The sequence below is a fragment of the Pseudomonas sp. GR 6-02 genome, from assembly GCF_001655615.1.
Classification (GTDB): Bacteria; Pseudomonadota; Gammaproteobacteria; order Pseudomonadales; family Pseudomonadaceae; genus Aquipseudomonas.
This window is the reverse complement of sequence record NZ_CP011567.1, coordinates 523,252-540,120: the sequence shown is the minus strand read 5'-3', so window position 1 is coordinate 540,120 and position 16,869 is coordinate 523,252. Positions and strand designations below refer to the sequence as shown.

Annotated in this window: 13 protein-coding genes and 1 riboswitch; of the genes, 6 read left to right on the top strand and 7 right to left on the bottom strand. The window is 61.0% G+C overall.

Going from position 1 to position 16,869, the window contains the following annotated elements; genetic code table 11:
* Positions 1-163: 163 nt before the first annotated feature.
* Positions 164-2,053, bottom strand: a complete 1,890-nt coding sequence (gene thiC / locus PGR6_RS02310) for a phosphomethylpyrimidine synthase ThiC (protein ID WP_064615999.1) — start codon at positions 2,051-2,053, stop codon at positions 164-166.
* A gap of 166 nt (positions 2,054-2,219) precedes the next feature.
* Positions 2,220-2,325: riboswitch (TPP riboswitch) on the bottom strand.
* Between the two features lie 193 nt (positions 2,326-2,518).
* Here thiC and PGR6_RS02305 point away from each other — a divergent pair.
* A complete protein-coding gene (locus PGR6_RS02305) occupies positions 2,519-3,952 on the top strand; it encodes a TolC family outer membrane protein (protein WP_064615998.1) in 1,434 nt (477 codons plus the stop codon).
* 66 nt (positions 3,953-4,018) lie between these two features.
* Here the strand turns inward: PGR6_RS02305 and waaA are convergent, their stop codons facing one another.
* Both waaA and PGR6_RS02295 read right to left on the bottom strand, forming a co-directional pair.
* Positions 4,019-5,296 (bottom strand): lipid IV(A) 3-deoxy-D-manno-octulosonic acid transferase, encoded by a 1,278-nt coding sequence (waaA, locus tag PGR6_RS02300; protein ID WP_064615997.1) that lies wholly within the window; start codon positions 5,294-5,296, stop codon positions 4,019-4,021.
* Positions 5,297-5,318: 22 nt separating this feature from the next.
* Positions 5,319-6,209 carry a LysR family transcriptional regulator gene (locus tag PGR6_RS02295; protein ID WP_018928534.1) on the bottom strand — a complete coding sequence of 297 codons (891 nt, stop codon included), beginning with the start codon at positions 6,207-6,209 and terminating at the stop codon, positions 5,319-5,321.
* A 103-nt stretch (positions 6,210-6,312) separates the two neighbouring features.
* On the opposite strand from PGR6_RS02295, the gene PGR6_RS02290 reads away from it, so the two are divergent.
* From PGR6_RS02290 to PGR6_RS02275, 4 genes are all read left to right on the top strand, one after another.
* Positions 6,313-6,645 carry a DMT family transporter gene (locus tag PGR6_RS02290; protein ID WP_007939639.1) on the top strand — a complete coding sequence of 111 codons (333 nt, stop codon included), beginning with the start codon at positions 6,313-6,315 and terminating at the stop codon, positions 6,643-6,645.
* A gap of 139 nt (positions 6,646-6,784) precedes the next feature.
* Entirely contained in the window at positions 6,785-7,960 is a 1,176-nt protein-coding gene (locus PGR6_RS02285; RefSeq protein WP_064615996.1) for an NAD(P)/FAD-dependent oxidoreductase, read from the top strand.
* On the top strand, positions 7,957-8,769 hold the full coding sequence (locus tag PGR6_RS02280) for an aldo/keto reductase (protein WP_064615995.1): 813 nt from the start codon (positions 7,957-7,959) through the stop codon (positions 8,767-8,769). The genes PGR6_RS02285 and PGR6_RS02280 overlap by 4 nt, the downstream gene beginning before the upstream one ends.
* 32 nt (positions 8,770-8,801) lie before the next feature.
* Positions 8,802-9,767, top strand: coding sequence for a hypothetical protein (locus tag PGR6_RS02275; RefSeq protein WP_019582177.1), 966 nt, complete (start codon positions 8,802-8,804; stop codon positions 9,765-9,767).
* A gap of 158 nt (positions 9,768-9,925) precedes the next feature.
* On the opposite strand, the gene hldE is transcribed toward PGR6_RS02275, so the two are convergent.
* The 4 genes from hldE to msbA form a co-directional block, all read right to left on the bottom strand.
* Positions 9,926-11,347, bottom strand: coding sequence for a bifunctional D-glycero-beta-D-manno-heptose-7-phosphate kinase/D-glycero-beta-D-manno-heptose 1-phosphate adenylyltransferase HldE (gene hldE / locus PGR6_RS02270; protein ID WP_064615994.1), 1,422 nt, complete (start codon positions 11,345-11,347; stop codon positions 9,926-9,928).
* A gap of 102 nt (positions 11,348-11,449) precedes the next feature.
* Entirely contained in the window at positions 11,450-12,055 is a 606-nt protein-coding gene (gene cysC, locus PGR6_RS02265; RefSeq protein ID WP_018928542.1) for an adenylyl-sulfate kinase, read from the bottom strand.
* Complete coding sequence (locus PGR6_RS02260; protein ID WP_018928543.1) at positions 12,048-12,752, bottom strand: sulfotransferase family 2 domain-containing protein; 705 nt, start codon at positions 12,750-12,752, stop codon at positions 12,048-12,050. The genes cysC and PGR6_RS02260 overlap by 8 nt, the downstream gene beginning before the upstream one ends.
* A gap of 185 nt (positions 12,753-12,937) precedes the next feature.
* Complete coding sequence (gene msbA / locus PGR6_RS02255; RefSeq protein WP_064615993.1) at positions 12,938-14,740, bottom strand: lipid A export permease/ATP-binding protein MsbA; 1,803 nt, start codon at positions 14,738-14,740, stop codon at positions 12,938-12,940.
* A 156-nt stretch (positions 14,741-14,896) separates the two neighbouring features.
* On the opposite strand from msbA, the gene PGR6_RS02250 reads away from it, so the two are divergent.
* Positions 14,897-16,762, top strand: coding sequence for an O-antigen ligase family protein (locus tag PGR6_RS02250; RefSeq protein ID WP_064615992.1), 1,866 nt, complete (start codon positions 14,897-14,899; stop codon positions 16,760-16,762).
* Positions 16,763-16,869: the final 107 nt, after the last annotated feature.

Here is a 16,869-nt window from a genome sequence, read left to right as displayed (position 1 = left end):
GCGAGGGAGCTTGCTCCCGCTGGTCTGCGAAGCAGACCCAAAACAAGTCACCGCGGTCTGACAGTCAGGTTGCGATTACCGATTTTACGACTGCTTCACAGCCGAGCGGGAGCAAGCTCCCTCGCCACAAGGGTAAGCGGCGCACCCGAGTGCGCCGGTCAGATCAAACCTTCTTGTACAGCTGACTGCCTTCCTGCTTGAACCGCTCAGCCTGTTCCGCCAGTCCCTTGGCGACTTCGGCATCGACGGTTTCGATCCGCTGGTTGGCCGCATATTCACGGACTTCCTGGGTGATCTTCATCGAGCAGAATTTCGGCCCGCACATGGAGCAGAAATGCGCGACCTTGGCCGAATCCTTCGGCAGGGTTTCATCGTGGTACGAGCGCGCGGTGTCTGGATCAAGGCCCAGGTTGAACTGGTCTTCCCAGCGGAATTCGAAACGCGCCTTGCTCAAGGCGTTGTCGCGAATCTGTGCCCCCGGATGCCCTTTGGCCAGGTCGGCGGCGTGAGCGGCGATCTTGTAGGTGATGATCCCGGTCTTCACGTCATCCTTGTTCGGCAGGCCCAAGTGCTCCTTCGGCGTCACGTAGCAGAGCATGGCGCAACCGAACCAGCCGATCATCGCCGCACCGATACCGGAAGTGATGTGGTCGTAGCCTGGGGCGATGTCGGTGGTCAGTGGGCCGAGGGTGTAGAACGGCGCCTCGTCGCAGCACTCCAGCTGCTTGTCCATGTTCTCTTTGATCAACTGCATCGGCACGTGGCCCGGGCCTTCGATCATGCACTGCACGTCATGTTTCCAGGCGATTTTGGTCAGCTCGCCGAGGGTTTCCAGCTCACCGAATTGCGCTTCGTCGTTGGCGTCGGCAATCGAGCCCGGACGCAGGCCATCGCCCAGCGAGAAGCTGACGTCGTAGGCCTTCATGATTTCGCAGATGTCTTCGAAATGGGTGTAGAGGAAGTTTTCCTTGTGGTGCGCCAGGCACCACTTGGCCATGATCGAACCGCCACGGGAGACGATGCCGGTCACGCGCTTGGCAGTCAGCGGCACGTAGCGCAGCAACACGCCGGCGTGGATGGTGAAGTAGTCGACGCCCTGCTCGGCCTGTTCAATCAGTGTGTCGCGGAACAACTCCCAGGTCAGGTCTTCGGCGACGCCATTGACCTTCTCCAGTGCCTGATAGATCGGCACGGTACCGATCGGCACCGGCGAGTTACGGATGATCCATTCGCGGGTTTCGTGGATGTGCTTGCCGGTGGACAGGTCCATGACCGTGTCCGAACCCCAGCGAATGCCCCAGGTCAGCTTCGCCACTTCTTCTTCGATGGACGAACCCAAGGCACTGTTGCCGATGTTGCCGTTGATCTTCACCAGGAAGTTACGGCCGATGATCATCGGTTCCAGTTCGGTGTGGTTGATGTTGGCCGGAATGATCGCGCGACCGCGGGCGATCTCTTCACGGACGAATTCCGGGGTGATGATTTTCGGCACGCTGGCGCCAAAGCTGTGGCCGGCGTGTTGCTGGTCCAGCAGGCCGGCGGCGCGGGCCACTTCGAGCTTCATGTTTTCGCGGATGGCGACGTATTCCATCTCGGCGGTGATGATGCCTTTACGGGCGTAGTGCATCTGGCTGACGTTGGCACCCGGCTTGGCGCGACGCGGGTTGTTGACGTGGGCGAAACGCAGCTTGGTCAGCTCCGGGTCAGCGAGGCGTTCCTGACCGAAGTTGGAGCTCAGGCCGGACAGACGCTCGGTGTCGCCACGGGACTCGATCCACGGCGACCGCACATCGCCCAGGCCTTTGCGCACGTCAATGGTGACGTTGGGGTCGGTGTACGGGCCCGAGGTGTCATATACCACCACCGGCGCGTTGATTTCGCCGCCGAAGTCGGTCGGGGTCACATCCAGGCTGATTTCGCGCATCGGCACGAGGATGTCGGGGCGTGTGCCCTGAACATAGATTTTTTGCGAGCGGGTAAACGGCTGAACCGATTGCTGATCGACCTTGGCCGAGTCACTCAGGTTGGTTGCGATTTTTGATTTTGTAGTCATCACGGGCTCTCCAGACACACATCCAGGCGGTGGATTTTTGTCGGAGCGAACCTGTAAACGAATGGACGCACGGGCGCTGGAAATTCCAGCAGGTGCTGTGCTCGATGCTCGAGGGGTGTTCGATTGTCGAACAACATCCCGGACGAAGCACAAGAGGACTCGCCGGGTGACGAGAAATCTTGTTCCCTACGCAGGCGCTAACCTGATCAGGTTCAACGGGATCCGAAATTATTCGATCTCAGCCTCATAGCAAGGCACCCCGACAAGAACCCGGCCAGTCTAGACATAACCGGCAAAGAACGCCAACACCACGGTAAACACCATGATGAATGGCGCAATCAGCGGATTGTTGCGATGCCTGCGTGCATCTACACTCGCTACGCCGCGCCGCGCCTTGACGCTGCAGGGCGCCGCGCCGTAGCCTTGGCGTTCAAATTATCAGCATAATTTTTTAGGGATGGCCTCATGCTGCGCAAACTCTCACTGGCCCTTGCCGTGTCTTGTGCGTCCAATGGAATGGCCTGGGCAGCAGAAGCGCCCTTATCGACCAAGACCGACCTGGTCAGCGTCTATCAGGAAGCGGTGGATAACAACGCCGATATCGCCGCCGCCCGCGCCCAGTACGGCGCCCAGAAGGAAGTCGTGCCCCAGGCCCGCGCCGGGTTGCTGCCCAACCTGTCGGCCGGTGCCAACATGAACGACACCCGCACCGCGCTCGATCAACCATCGGTGACCTCGAACCGCAGCGGCACGGTGTATCAGGCGACCTTGTCGCAACCGATTTTCCGCGCCGACCGCTGGTTCCAGTTCCAGGCCGCCAAGGACGTCAACGAACAGGCCGCCTTGCAACTCTCGGCCACTGAACAAAACTTGATCCTGCAAAGCGCCGAAAGCTACTTCAACGTACTGCGCAGCCAGGACAACCTGGCCTCGACCAAGGCCGAAGAAGCAGCCTTCAAACGCCAGCTCGACCAGTCCAACGAGCGCTTCGACGTCGGCCTGTCGGACAAGACCGATGTGCTGCAATCCCAGGCCAGTTACGACACCGCGCGGGCCAACCGAATTGTCGCCCAGCGTCAGGTGGATGACGCGTTCGAAGCGCTGATCACCCTGACCAACCGCCAGTACAACTCGATCCAGGGCATCGTCCACACCTTGCCGATCCTGCCGCCGGCACCGAACGACGCCAAGGCTTGGGTCGACACCGCCGCCAAGCAGAACCTCAATCTGCTGGCCAGCAACTACGCGGTGAGCGCCGCCGAAGAAACCCTCAAGCAGCGCAAGGCCGGGCATGCCCCCACCCTGGATGCGGTCGCGCAATACAGGAAAGGTGACAACGACGCCCTCGGTTTTACCAACCCGAGCGCGACCGGCGTGCATTACGGCGGCGATGTCGAGCAGCGCACTGTCGGCCTGCAATTGAGCATTCCGATCTACAGCGGCGGGCTCACCAGTTCCCAGGTGCGTGAGTCTTACTCACGGCTGGATCAGACCGAGCAACAACGCGAAGCGCTGCGTCGCCAGGTCGTGGAAAACACCCGTAACCTGCACCGCGCCGTGAACACCGACGTCGAGCAGGTGCAGGCGCGTCGGCAGTCGATCATTTCCAACCAGAGCGCGGTGGAAGCGACCGAAATCGGTTATCAGGTGGGGACACGCAACATCGTCGACGTGCTCGATGCCCAGCGTCAGCTGTACACCTCGGTGCGCAACTACAACAACACGCGCTACGACTACATCCTCGACAACCTGCGCCTGAAGCAGGCCGCCGGCACCTTGAACCCGGGGGACTTGCAGGACCTGACCCGTTATCTCAAAGCCGACTACAACCCGGACAAGGACTTCTTGCCACCAGATCTGGCGAAGGCTGCGGCGGAGCAGTTGAAAGCGAGGCCTTAAACAGCAAAAGATCGTCCGAAGGCTCGGGCCGCGTTCGGACGATCTTTTTTGTTCGCGCGACTCGGTCTACCGCTCGATCAACCTGCCCAACCCATCCAGCAACCGCTGCAACGCACCCTGATTGGTGCGCATTACCTTCAGCCCCGCCTCCGCCATCCGCTGTGCATCGCGCGGCAGTTCAAACAGCCGCTGCACCGCCAGTGCCAGGCCTTCAGCATCGTCGACCTCGGCCAGCGCCCCGGCGCTGCGCAACTGCGCGGCGATTTCGAGGAAGTTGAACAGGTGCGGCCCACTGAGCACCGGTTTGGCCAAGGCCGCCGGTTCCAGCAGGTTATGGCCACCATTGGGCACCAGGCTGCCGCCGACGAAAGCGCTGTCGGCCAAGGCGTAGAGAAACAGCAACTCGCCCATGGTGTCGCCCAGCAACACCGAAGTATCTGCGGTCACCGGCTCGCCCGTCGAACGCCGCACCGTGGTGAAACCTTTTTGCCGGCACAACTCAAACACCGGGTTGAAGCGCTCCGGATGACGCGGTACCAGAATCAACAAGGCATCGGGATGATTGGCCAACAGCCGACGATGGGCATCGAGCACCACTTCGTCTTCACCTTCATGGGTGCTCGCGGCGATCCACACCGGGCGATCCTGCGCCTGCCATTGCCCGCGCAGCTCGGCAGCACGCTGCAGCAGTTGCGGATCGATAGTCAGGTCGAACTTGATCGAACCGGTCACTTCAACCGTTTCCGGGCGCGCGCCCAAATCGCGGAAACGCTGCGCCTCGGCTTCGGTCTGCACTGCGAACAGGCTCATCTCGGCGAGCATCGGCCGGGTCAGGTTATGGAAGCGGCCATAACCTTTGGCCGAGCGCTCAGACAGTCGCGCATTAGCCAGGGCCACGGGAATTCCACGCTTGGCGCACTGATGGATATGGTTGGGCCAGAGTTCGGTTTCCATGATCACTGCCAGTTTCGGCCGGGCCCGATCAAGGAATCGCGCCGCAGCGCAAGGCAAGTCATAAGGCAAATAGCAGTGCTGGATGCGCGGCTCGTTGGCAAACAGCGCCTGGATGCGCTCAGACCCGGTCGGGGTCATGCAGGTGACGGTGATCGGCAGCGTCGGATATCGCTGCAGCAAGGCACGGATCATCGGCGCCGCGGCGATGCTTTCGCCTACCGACACCGCGTGCACCCAAAGGCCGTCCGGCTTCATCGCCGGTAGCGCGAGGGAGAAACGCTCGCCAATGCGTTTGGCGTAAGCCGGCGCCTTGCGCGCCCGCAGCCAAAGCCGAATCGCTACCAATGGCAGCCCCAGGTAAAACAGCGCGGTGTAGAGGGTTCTATTCATGGCGGCGGAGTTTATCGGTTTTTTAGCCAATCGCCTGCAAGTGCACGGCAAAACGTTCCGCCAGCCAACGGGCTGCCGGGCCGAGGGGCTCGTCGCGGCGCCAGACCAGCTCCACAATCAATGCCGGCGGCGTCCATTCGCTGGTCAGTTCGACCATCAGATTCTGATACGCCGGGTACTGCACCACGTGGCGCGGCAACCAGGCCCAGCCGAGGCCGCGCATCACCCATTCGGCCATCACATAGAAACTGTCGGCCCGCCAGACCTGCGGGCTGGCCGGCTCACTGCCGGGATAGACGCTGGATTGCGTGGACATCAGCAGCTGTCGATGCTGCGCCAGTTGCTGGCAATTGACCTGCGTCTGCTGCGCCAATGGATGCCCCACGCCGCACACCGTGACCATTTCAACGCTGCCCAGCACTCGGCGCTCAAGGGCTTCGGGAATCTGCTCGTGATAAAACAGCAAGCCCAGGTCGGCCCGACGCTCCACCAGTTTGCGCGCGACATCACCCTGGGCAGCGCTGGTCAGTTGCACTTCGAGGCTGGGAAATTGTTCGGCCAGGGCTTCGAAGCTTTCAACCACTGCCTGATAAGGCATTGCCTCGTCCTGAGCCACCCGCAAACTCGCTTCCTGACCGCGCATCATCGCCAGTGCCCGGCCATTGAGGCGCTCACATTGGCGCAGCACTTCCCGCGCCTCTTCAAGCAGCGCGGTGCCGGCTTCGGTGAGTTTCGGCTGGCGACCACTGCTGCGATCGAACAGGCTGACGCCCAGGTCTTCTTCCAGCAGCGCAATCGAACTGCTGACCGCCGACTGCGCCTTGCGCTGATCCCGCGCCACCGCGGAAAAGGAACGTTGTTCCGCGACACTGACAAACAAGTGCAGCTGTTCCAGACTCCATTGCATATTCATGGCTCAACCCATCTCCAGAACAGATAGGTAATGACTTTACCGCATCTGGCGGATCTCTAGAATGCCGACCTCAGAAAGTAACACTTCATACGAGGATTGACCCATGACCGCTTACTACTACCTCGCCATTGCCATCTGCGCCGAAGTGATCGCCACCGTTTCGATGAAAGCGGTCAAGGGTATCAGCACGCCACTGCCGCTGCTGCTGGTCATCGTCGGTTACGGCATTGCTTTCGGGATGCTGACCCTGGTGGTGCGCAGCGTTCCGGTCGGCGTGGCCTACGCGGTGTGGGCCGGCATGGGCATCGTGATGGTCAGCGTCGCGGCGCTGTTTATCTACGGGCAGAAACTGGATGTGCCGGCAATGCTGGGGATGGCGCTGATTGTGCTGGGCGTCGTGGTTATTCAGCTGTTCTCCAAGACTGCGGGACATTAAAACCCGAAGCACTATCTTACTGTGGGAGCACCGCACCGCCGCTCCCACAGGTTTTGCATCCGCTCTATTGATCACCAACAAATCTCCTGCGCATCGAGTCTGTATACTGCGCCCTCGTCTTGAACACTGAGGTCGCTGCATGCCATCCGTTATTTCCACCGACGTTCTGATTGTCGGCGCTGGTGTCGCCGGCCTCTGGCTGAATGCACGCCTGCGCCGCCAGGGTTTCTCGACCGTGCTGGTGGAAAGCGCCAGTCTCGGTGGCGGGCAAAGCCTGAAGTCCCAGGGCATCATCCACGGCGGTGCCAAATACGCGTTGCACGGTGCCCTGACCGGCGCCTCGGAAGCCATTGCCGACATGCCGCGTCGCTGGCGTGAAGCACTGGCCGGCGACGGCGAACTGGACCTGTCCGGCGTGCGCGTATTGTCCGATGCCCATTACCTCTGGTCCCCCGGCACCCTCGCTGGCAACCTCACCAGCTTTTTCGCCAGCAAAGCCGTGCGCGGGCGGGTCGATCAGGTCAAAGGCGATCAACTGCCGCCAGCGCTGCAAGACAAGCGCTTCAAGGGCAAGGTCTATCGCCTGACGGAACTGGTGGTCGACGTGCCGAGCCTGATCCAGCGCCTGGCCGACCTGGCTGGCGACGGCCTGCTGGCCGGTCAGCACATCGAACCGCTGCTGGAGAATGGTGAACTGGTCGGTTTGAAAGTCGACGAACGCGAAATCCGCGCCCAGCGCATCGTTCTCAGTGCCGGTGCCGGCACCGCTGACCTGCTGACCGCGCTGGGCCTGAGCCAACCGGCCATGCAGCGCCGCCCCCTGCACATGATCATCGTCAAAGGCCCGAGCCTCAAACCGCTGTACGCCCACTGCCTGGGCGGCGGGCCGAAGCCGCGCGTCACTGTGACCACTCACCCGGCCGCCGATGGCCAGTGGGTCTGGTACGTGGGCGGGGACATCGCCGAAGCCGAAGGCGTGGCCCGCGAGCCAGCCGCGCAAATTGCCGCCGCCCAGAAAGAACTGGGCCAACTTCTGCCGTGGATCGACCTGAGCACCGCACAGTGGGCGACCTTGCGGGTCGAACGCGCCGAGCCGCTGCAATCGGGCTTGACCCGCCCGGACAACGCCTTCCTCGCCGAGAAGAATCGTCTGCTGGTGGGCTGGCCGACCAAACTGGCCCTGGCACCGGACTTCGCCGACCGCGTCTTCGCCACACTGCAACGCGACGGTATTCAGCCGAGCCATCCGGCCACGCTGCCGGAACTGCCGAAACCGCCGATAGGGACCCCTGCCTGGGAGCAACTGCTGCCATGAGCCAACCGACCCTGCATGACCTGCATCGTCCGCTGGGCAGCACCGGCCTGCTGGTATCGCCCCTGGGCCTGGGCACAGTGAAACTTGGCCGCGATCAAGGGGTGAAATACCCCAACGGCTTTCAGATCCCCGGCGACGACGAAGCCCGCAGGCTGCTCAAACTCGCGCGCGACCTGGGCATCAACCTGATCGACACCGCCCCGGCCTATGGCCGCAGCGAAGAGCGTCTCGGCCCGTTGCTGCGTGGTCAGCGTCAGGACTGGGTAATCGTCAGCAAGGTCGGTGAAGAGTTCGCCGACGGTCAGTCCCGCCATGATTTCAGCGCCGCGCATACCCGGCTCTCAGTGGAGCGCAGCCTGCAACGCCTGGAAACGGACTTTATCGATCTGGTGCTGGTGCATTCCGACGGCAACGACCTGGCGATCCTCAACGACAGTGAGGTCTATGCGACCCTTGCCGAGCTCAAGCGCGAAGGCAAGATTCGCGGTTTCGGTTTTTCCGGTAAAACCGTCGAAGGCGGCTTGAAGGCTCTGGAACAAGGTGATTGCGCAATGGTCACCTACAATCTGAACGAACAGAACGAGAAGCCAGTCATTGACTATGCTGCTGCTCACGGCAAAGCGATCCTGGTCAAAAAGGCCCTGGCCAGCGGCCATGTGTGCCTGAGCCCGGGCGTTGATCCGGTGCGTGCCAGCTTCGAATTGTTGTTTGAACACCCGGGGGTGGCCAGTGCTATTGTCGGGACCATCAATCCGCTGCACCTCGCCCATAACGTCGCGACCGTTGCCCAGGTCCTTCGTAGCCATTGATGCCGCCCACGCGGCCTTAAGCAGGAGCCGACATGCCGCGTACGCTGATCAGAAAGAACCCGAGCAACTTCAAGACCCTGCCGCTGTTCGTCGAAGCCACACCCGAAGGTTTGAGTTATCAGAGCGTCGGGATGCCGTTGAATTTTTCCCAGACCCTGCAACGCCGCCGTCCGGTGACGGTGGCCGACAGCGAGCGGTTTGCCCTGGAGCTGGCGAACCTTGGGGTCTCGGTGCGCCTGACCCTGCATTGGCAGAATCGCGATTACTGGGTGTTGGTGCGTCAGCGTCGGCAGGATCGCGGCGACGTGGTGCTCAAGCTGATCTCCGGCTACGTGCCGGCCCATGAGCTGAACCTGCCGCTGCACACGGCGACCCAGGAAATTGCCGAAGAGTGCCTGCTGGAAACCCCGGAGGGCTGGCTCAGCGGGCGCTTCAACGAAACCTGGCTGCCAGCGCCCTACTCGGCAGCCCTGCATTACCGCGAAGCCCTGCCGTTTCGCCTGACACCACTCTCCGGCTCGGCGCGGCCGGTGCGCTGCGCGAACATGCCGCTGATCGAACGTCCCCGGGCCTACGTGCACTTGCCGACAGCCTCGCTGCAATTGATTTACGATTTGCGCCTGGACGTGCCCAAGGAAGCCAAATCCCTGAGCCTGTTCCATGTCGACGAGCGGCTGGAGGGCGATCAACTGGTGGCCCGGCTCGATCGCAAACGTCCCGATTTGTACCTGATGCCACTGCAGGACGGTCAGCCGATGGCCGAGCTCTATACCCTGAAAAAGGATCACCTGTACCCGGCAAGTACCCGCGGGTTGTATCTGGCAGAGAGTTTTGCCCGGCAGGAAGGCTGGCTGGTGAGGGATGAGCGGATTCGCTGGAAGGATTGGGTGCGGCAGCAGGGTTTGACCCCACCGGGGAAGGATTCGGGCCTGGCCCGGTTACGCGGGAAGGCGAAGCAACTGCTGAAAAGAATCGTGCCGCGCAAGGCAGCACGATAGAACACTTGTGGCGAGGGGGCTTGCCCCCGTTGGGCCGCGAAGCGACCCCTGATCCGGTCACCGCGGTTTTACTGACATATCGCAGCGGGAGGTTTTACGACTGCTTCGCAGCCGAACGGGGGGCAAGCCCCCTCGCCACAGCAAGCCCTCATCCAAAATCAGTGATTGCGAATCTTCTCGACAATCGCCGTGGTCGAGCTGTTTTCCACCAGCCCCAGCACTTTCACGGTCCCGCCGTAAGCGCTGACGATGTCCGCGCCAACCACTTGGTCGATCCCGTAATCACCGCCCTTGACCAGTACATCCGGCTTGACCGCACGCAGCAGGTTTTCCGGGGTGCCTTCAGAGAAGCTGATCACCCAATCGACGGCGCCTAAACCTGCCAGCACCGCCATGCGACGGTCGACGCTGTTGATCGGCCGACCCGGCCCTTTCAAGCGACTCACCGACGCATCGTCATTGACCGCCACGATAAGGCGATCACCTTGGGCGCGCGCCTGTTCGAGGTAAGTCACGTGGCCGGCATGCAGGATGTCGAAGCAACCGTTGGTGAACACGATCTTCTCTTTGTGCGCTCGCGCGTCATCGACCGCCAGCAGCAACTGCTCGAGGCCCAGCACACCGCGCTCGGAGCCTTCCTCACGCTGGATCGCACGACGCAGTTCCGGTGCGCTGATGGCCGCGGTACCGAGCTTGCCGACCACGATGCCCGCCGCCAGGTTGGCCAGGGCCACCGCGTGGGGCAGCTCTTCGCCAGCGGCGATCGCCGCCGCCAGGGTAGAAATCACCGTGTCGCCGGCGCCGGTCACGTCGAACACTTCACGGGCACGGGCCGGCAGGTGCAGCGCCGGATGATCCGGGCGCAGCAAGGTCATGCCGTGCTCGCCACGGGTTACCAGCAATGCACCGAGGTCGAGGTCGTGCATCAGCTGCGCGCCCTTGCTCACCAGTTCGTGCTCATCGGCGCAACCGCCGACGATGGTTTCGAACTCGCTGAGGTTCGGGGTGATCAGGCTCGCGCCACGGTAGATCGAGAAATCCTTGCCCTTGGGGTCGGCCAGCACCGGAATGCCACGGGCACGGGCGGCCTGGATCAGCACCTGATGGTTTTTCAGCGCGCCTTTGCCATAGTCGGACAGCACCAACACCTTGATGCCTTCGAGCAATTCGTCGACTTGCTCGCCCAGCGCCAGGGCGTCAGTTGCGAAAGGCTCTTCGAAGTCGATACGCAGCAATTGCTGGTGACGGCTCATGACCCGCAGCTTGACGATGGTCGGCTGGTGCGCAATGCGCTGGAACAATGCCCGCACGCCGGCACCCTTGAGGCTATTGACCAGGCTGTCGGCGGCTTCGTCGTCGCCGGTCACGCCGACCAGCGAGGCCGGCGCACCGAGCGCGGCAATGTTCAAGGCAACGTTGGCGGCACCGCCCGGGCGGTCCTCGATGTGCTCGACCTTGACGACCGGTACCGGCGCCTCAGGGGAGATCCGTGAGGTACCACCATGCCAGTAACGGTCGAGCATGACATCGCCGACCACCAAGACAGGGGCTTGATTGAATCGCGGCATGGACAACTTCATGGAGCAACCCACATACAAAATGAACAGGGGCGCGATATTAACACAGGGTTGGCGCTGGCTTGCGGGGCGGCTGCAACCGGATGAATCGGCAGGGAATTCTGTTCATTTATTGAGCAGAAATTGCGATAAACGATGGCAAGCGTCCTCACGTTGCAGCACCTGGGTGTCGATCTCGCACTCAGCCGTCAGCGGTGCCTCATAAGGGCTGTCGATGCCAGTGAAGTTCTTGATCCGCCCTTGGCGGGCCGCTTGATACAAACCTTTGGGGTCCCGTTGCGCGCACACCGCGAACGGCGTGCTCACGTATACCTCGATGAAATCGCCCTCAGCGAACAACCGACGAGCGGCATCACGCTCTGCGCGAAACGGCGAGATCGCCGCAACAATCACAATCAAACCGGCGTCGACCATCAGCCGTGCCACCTCGGCCATGCGCCGGATGTTTTCCCGGCGACACTCAGCACTCATTCCCAAGTCACGACACAGGCCATTGCGCAGGTTGTCGCCATCGAGCAGGAACGTGTGCAGCCCGCGCCGATTGAGTTGCAACTCCAGTGCATTGGCCAGGGTCGACTTGCCCGCGCCCGACAGGCCCGTCAACCACAGGCAACGCGGGTGCTGGAATTTGATTGCGGCGCGGTCGCGGTTCGACAGTGACAGATCGTAAGGCCTGATCTCTGGAACAGGTATCGACAGGGGCTCATTCATAACCGAGCATTTCGTAATCGCGCTGGTACACCCGCCGCACCAGCCGACGGGTACGCACCGAGCAGAAATCGCGGGCAAGCATCGGACGCCGCTGTTGCGAGCCGTTGACGTGAGGCAACACCGCCCAGTGACCCACCTGTTCGCAGACCAGGCGAAAATCCCGCTCCAGATGCTCCTGGTAGCCAATGAAGTCCAGGGCCAGATGCCCCAGGGAGTCGGTCAGAAAATCCGTTTGCGCGGCAAAATGCATTTGTCGGCTGATGGTCTCCGAATGCAGCCAGCGAGCGACGAAATCATCGAAGTCGCGGTAGTGGCAGACCAGCCTCTGCGCCGCCTGATCGCGCCGGCCCAACTCATTGCCGCGCAAAAAAGCATAAGCCGAGTAGGCCCTTTCCAGCGGATCACGAACGAAGGCGAACTTGAAACTGGCGGCAAACTGCTCGGGAAATTGCTGCTCGTACCAGTACAACGGCAAGTGCCCGGGGCTCCACCCATCGAACATCGCCGCACATACGCTGCTCCCGGCACACTTGGGAACATGAATGAATAGACAGGAACGCTGCTCGAAGGCCCGTGGGAAGCTCAGGCTGGCCGACATCGACTTGTTGATCACCTGACGGTCCACGACCGACAGGCGTCCCAGCAGGAAAGCCCGCTGCGGCTTGGGCAAGAGCTTCCAGAGATAACGTTGCAGCATGGCAGTACCCGCGCGAAAGGGTTGCCCCCCTCGATTGAAGTCAAAGTTCGTTCAGGAACCTTAACAAGCGCGTTGCCGAGATTTATTCCGGTTTGGTCAAGAAGCGTAAAGGTCTGGATACAATCCACCGGACGCGTTGCACGCCGGTGAACGCAAGGGTGAGCAGGGCTCACCCTTGCATCGAATCAGGCGATGTCTTCAGCCGGGGCGTCGAGGCCCATGGCGTTCAGGCGGGCGTAGTAGCCATTCTGCGCCAGAAGCTCGGCATGGGTGCCGCGCTCGACGATCCGGCCCTGATCCATGACCAGAATCAGGTCAGCCTTCTCGATGGTCGACAACCGGTGAGCGATGACCAGCGTCGTTCGACCTTTCATGACCTGATCCAGCGCAGCCTGAATATGCCGCTCGGATTCGGTATCGAGGGCCGAAGTGGCTTCGTCGAGAATCAGCAACGGTGCATTCTTCAGCAAGGCCCGGGCAATTGCCAGACGCTGACGTTGACCGCCGGACAGCAACACGCCGTTCTCGCCGACCTGGGTGTCCAGGCCTTCGGGCAACTGCGCAATGAAGTCCATCGCGTAGGCGTCTCTTGCCGCCTTCTCGATGTCTTCGCGGGGAGCCCCAGCCAGATCGCCATACGCAATGTTGTTGGCCACGGTGTCGCTGAACAGCGTCACATGCTGGGTCACCTGGGCGATGTGCCTGCGCAGGTTCAGCAGCTTGTACTGTTCCACTTCAACGCCATCGATCAGGATCTCGCCCTTGTCGTGGTGATAGAAGCGCGGAATCAGGTTGGCCAATGTCGACTTGCCGCTGCCCGAACGCCCCACCAATGCCACCATTTGCCCCGGCTCGACCGAGAAACTGATGTCATCGAGTACCTGGCGATCGGTGCCCGGGTAAGTGAAGCTCAAGTGACGCACATCCAGACGACCGCTGACGGCATCGCGCTCGATGGTGCCGTTATCGACTTCGGGTTCGACGTCCAGTTGCTCGAAGATACTCTCGGCGCCGGCCACACCTTTCTGGATGGTCGAGCTGACTTCAGACAATTGGCGGATCGGCTTCGGCAGCAGGCCTGCCAGAGTGATGTAGGCCACCATGTCACCGGCGGACGCATCTCCGCGCAGGAACAACACCAGGAACATCAGCACCGCCATGGCGGTGTAGATCACCAGCTGCAACAGCGGCGTATAGATAGCGCCGGTGCGAGTCATGCGCAATTGCTTGTCGGTGTTGCCCTGGCTGGCATTGAAGAAACGCCTTTCTTCATAGACTTCGCCGCCGAAGCTGCGCACCACGCGATAGCCCTGGATCGTTTCCGAGGCCACGTGGGTCACGTCCCCCATGGCAGCCTGGATCTTCTTGCTCTGTTTACGGAATTTCTTGCTGGCGGTGCGCACCATAAAGGCGATCAACGGCAGGATCGCAACCATGACCAGCGTCAGGCGCCAGTTCATGAACAGCAGCGAGGCGAACAGGAACGCCACCGTCATGCCTTCACGGATTACGACCTTGATCGCATCTGTAGCCGCCCCCGTGACCATGGTTACGTTGAAGGTGATGCGCGAAATCAGATGACCCGAGTTATGCTTGTCGAAATAACGGTTGGGCAAGACCAGCAGATTGTTGAACAACTGCACACGCAAGTCGTGGACAAGTCCGAGGGAAACCTTGGCCAGAAAGTAGTTGCCCAGATAAGATCCGAGCCCCTGCCACGCTGCAATCAGGATGATCAGCAAAGGCACGGCCTGCAGCAGTTGCAGATCACGCAGGTACGGTACGGTTGGAAAGAGCGCCGCTTCGGGATTGGACAGGCCGTCGACGAAATACTTGAGGATGTACCCGAGCATTGGCTGAGTCGAAGCGAAAATCAGAAAACCGACAATGCTGATCAGGAACAGGCTGATGTACGGCCGGACATAGCTGAGCAGGCGGAAGTAAATTTTCAAGCTCGATGGGCTTGCGGAGAGACTGGAGTCGGTCATATCACGCGAATGTCGATAAAAAGGACGCTGACTTTAGCACAGCTTCTTCAGGGTTCTGGCAATCGCATAAAGGCTGTTATTGTTAAGCGTCAGAATTCAACATCAAATAGCCATCACCCCAAATGGCCGATCAACTTCAGGATTGAATCTCTCAGCATGCAACTCAGTGGCTTCAACAACACATCCAATCGAGTCTTCGATTTCATTTGCCTCTGGATTCTTCCACTCGGCTACTTCCTGCTGCTGTGCGCGATGTTCTTTCTGCCTGGTCGCAGCCTGCATCACAAGATGTTTTATGGCCTGTTCAGCATCCCATCGTTTATTGTCCTGTGCCTGCGCCCCCGCGAACTCAAAGAGTTGCTGCGCGAACCGATCTTCGTCGCGGTGCTGTTGTTCGCCGCCTGGGCCTTGCTCAGCCTGAGCTGGGGGCCGCCGATGGATCAAAGCGTCACCGGTCAGTTCAAACCCGCTTTGCACACCCTGCTGTTGTTCGCTGGCTGCTACCTGCTGGTGCGCTACCGAAGCGAGATCATCCAGCCCCTGCTGTTCAGTGCCGCAATGGTCGGGCTGATCGCGTCGGCCTACAACCTGTTCATGTTTACCCGCCACTACGAGCCGGGCATGCGCCTGATCGGGAGCGGCGCATTCGACAACCCACTGCTCAGCTCCCACGTATTCGGCTTTTTTTGTACCTACTGGCTGAGCGTGAGCATGACCTGCAAGCGTCGCCAGATGCTCTGGCTGAGCATCCCGGCGATGGCGATCATGTTCGCCACGGTGATCGCCACCGGCTCCAGAACCCCGCTGGTTGCTTTGACACTGGCTGCGTTATGGCTGAGTTTCATCAGCTGGAACCGTCGTTCTTTCGTATTGCTGGGTACCCTGTTGATCGGTGGCGCAGCGGTTGCCGTACTGTTTTCGCAGATGATCGTCGAGCGCGGCGACTCCTATCGCTTTGAAATCTGGCAGCTGGCCCTGCAAAAAATTGCCGAGCACCCGTGGATCGGTCATGGCTACAACGCCACCCTGACTCTCGACCCCGGTATCGGCTACACCTTGCAGGAGCCTCATAGCTTCGCCTTGGGGGTGCTCTATTACGTTGGTATTTTCGGCTTGCTGCCGTGGCTGTTCTTCCAGGTCCGGTGCTTGCTGAATAGCTGGCGGTATCGCCTGCAGCCGTTGTTCATCATCGCCTCGACCTGGCTGGTATTCGGCATCGGCGCCGGCCTGACCGAAGGCGGCGGTATCATTTCCCGGCCCAAGGAGCACTGGTTTTTGCTGTGGATTCCGCTGGCGCTGATCGCCGCATTAAGCATCAACCAACGGGCCAGACGCCTATTGGCAATGCCAATCAGGACCTTGACGCCGGCCGCCCTGCAACAGTTGACCGCCAGTGCCCAGGTGATCGAGGAAGACGGGCTGGGGCCAAAAGTCCTGCGCCTGGTCGATGGCAGCTTCCTCAAGCTGTTCCGCCGCCGTCGCTGGTACACCTCGGGTAGCTTCAACCCCTATTCCGAACGGTTTGCCGCCAACAGCGAGCAATTGCGCAACCTGGGTATCCCGACCCCGCAAATTCTGGACCTGTATCGACTCAAGGACGGTAGCAGTGCCGTACACTATTCGCCGCTGCCGGGCAGCACTTTGCGTCAGGTTCTTCAAGGCATCACCGCGCCCGCGGTGCGTCAGGCGCTGGTTGAGCGTTTCGGCAAGTTCATGGCGCAACTGCATGAACAAGGTGTCTATTTCCGGTCACTGCACCTGGGCAATGTACTGGTACTGGATGACGGTGAGTTCGGCCTGATCGATCTGGCGGACATGCGCATCTATCCGTCATCGCTGAGCCTGTCCCTGCGCAAGCGCAATCTGCGCCATATGCAGCGTTACGCCGTGGATCGACGCTGGCTGTTCGAAGACCACTTTGGCGCGCTACTTCAGGGCTACGCCGTGATGGCGTCGAAATCTGCAGTGGATAACCTACACAGGCAAGTACTGACCGGGAGTCATCCCGCCCGGGCTCATTAATAGTCGAAACCAACCCGTTCATTGCGCTGGCGGCCTACCTGCTGGCCATCGTGACCGCCGCCCTGTTCCCGACACCTCAGGCATGCCGGTGAGGGCCGCTATACCGG

Coding starts and splice junctions, on each gene's coding strand:
- thiC (WP_064615999.1), bottom strand. CDS start 2,053: ATGACTACAAAATCAAAAATCGCAACCAACCTGAGTGACTCGGCCAAG.
- PGR6_RS02305 (WP_064615998.1), top strand. CDS start 2,519: ATGCTGCGCAAACTCTCACTGGCCCTTGCCGTGTCTTGTGCGTCCAAT.
- waaA (WP_064615997.1), bottom strand. CDS start 5,296: ATGAATAGAACCCTCTACACCGCGCTGTTTTACCTGGGGCTGCCATTG.
- PGR6_RS02295 (WP_018928534.1), bottom strand. CDS start 6,209: ATGAATATGCAATGGAGTCTGGAACAGCTGCACTTGTTTGTCAGTGTC.
- PGR6_RS02290 (WP_007939639.1), top strand. CDS start 6,313: ATGACCGCTTACTACTACCTCGCCATTGCCATCTGCGCCGAAGTGATC.
- PGR6_RS02285 (WP_064615996.1), top strand. CDS start 6,785: ATGCCATCCGTTATTTCCACCGACGTTCTGATTGTCGGCGCTGGTGTC.
- PGR6_RS02280 (WP_064615995.1), top strand. CDS start 7,957: ATGAGCCAACCGACCCTGCATGACCTGCATCGTCCGCTGGGCAGCACC.
- PGR6_RS02275 (WP_019582177.1), top strand. CDS start 8,802: ATGCCGCGTACGCTGATCAGAAAGAACCCGAGCAACTTCAAGACCCTG.
- hldE (WP_064615994.1), bottom strand. CDS start 11,347: ATGAAGTTGTCCATGCCGCGATTCAATCAAGCCCCTGTCTTGGTGGTC.
- cysC (WP_018928542.1), bottom strand. CDS start 12,055: ATGAATGAGCCCCTGTCGATACCTGTTCCAGAGATCAGGCCTTACGAT.
- PGR6_RS02260 (WP_018928543.1), bottom strand. CDS start 12,752: ATGCTGCAACGTTATCTCTGGAAGCTCTTGCCCAAGCCGCAGCGGGCT.
- msbA (WP_064615993.1), bottom strand. CDS start 14,740: ATGACCGACTCCAGTCTCTCCGCAAGCCCATCGAGCTTGAAAATTTAC.
- PGR6_RS02250 (WP_064615992.1), top strand. CDS start 14,897: ATGCAACTCAGTGGCTTCAACAACACATCCAATCGAGTCTTCGATTTC.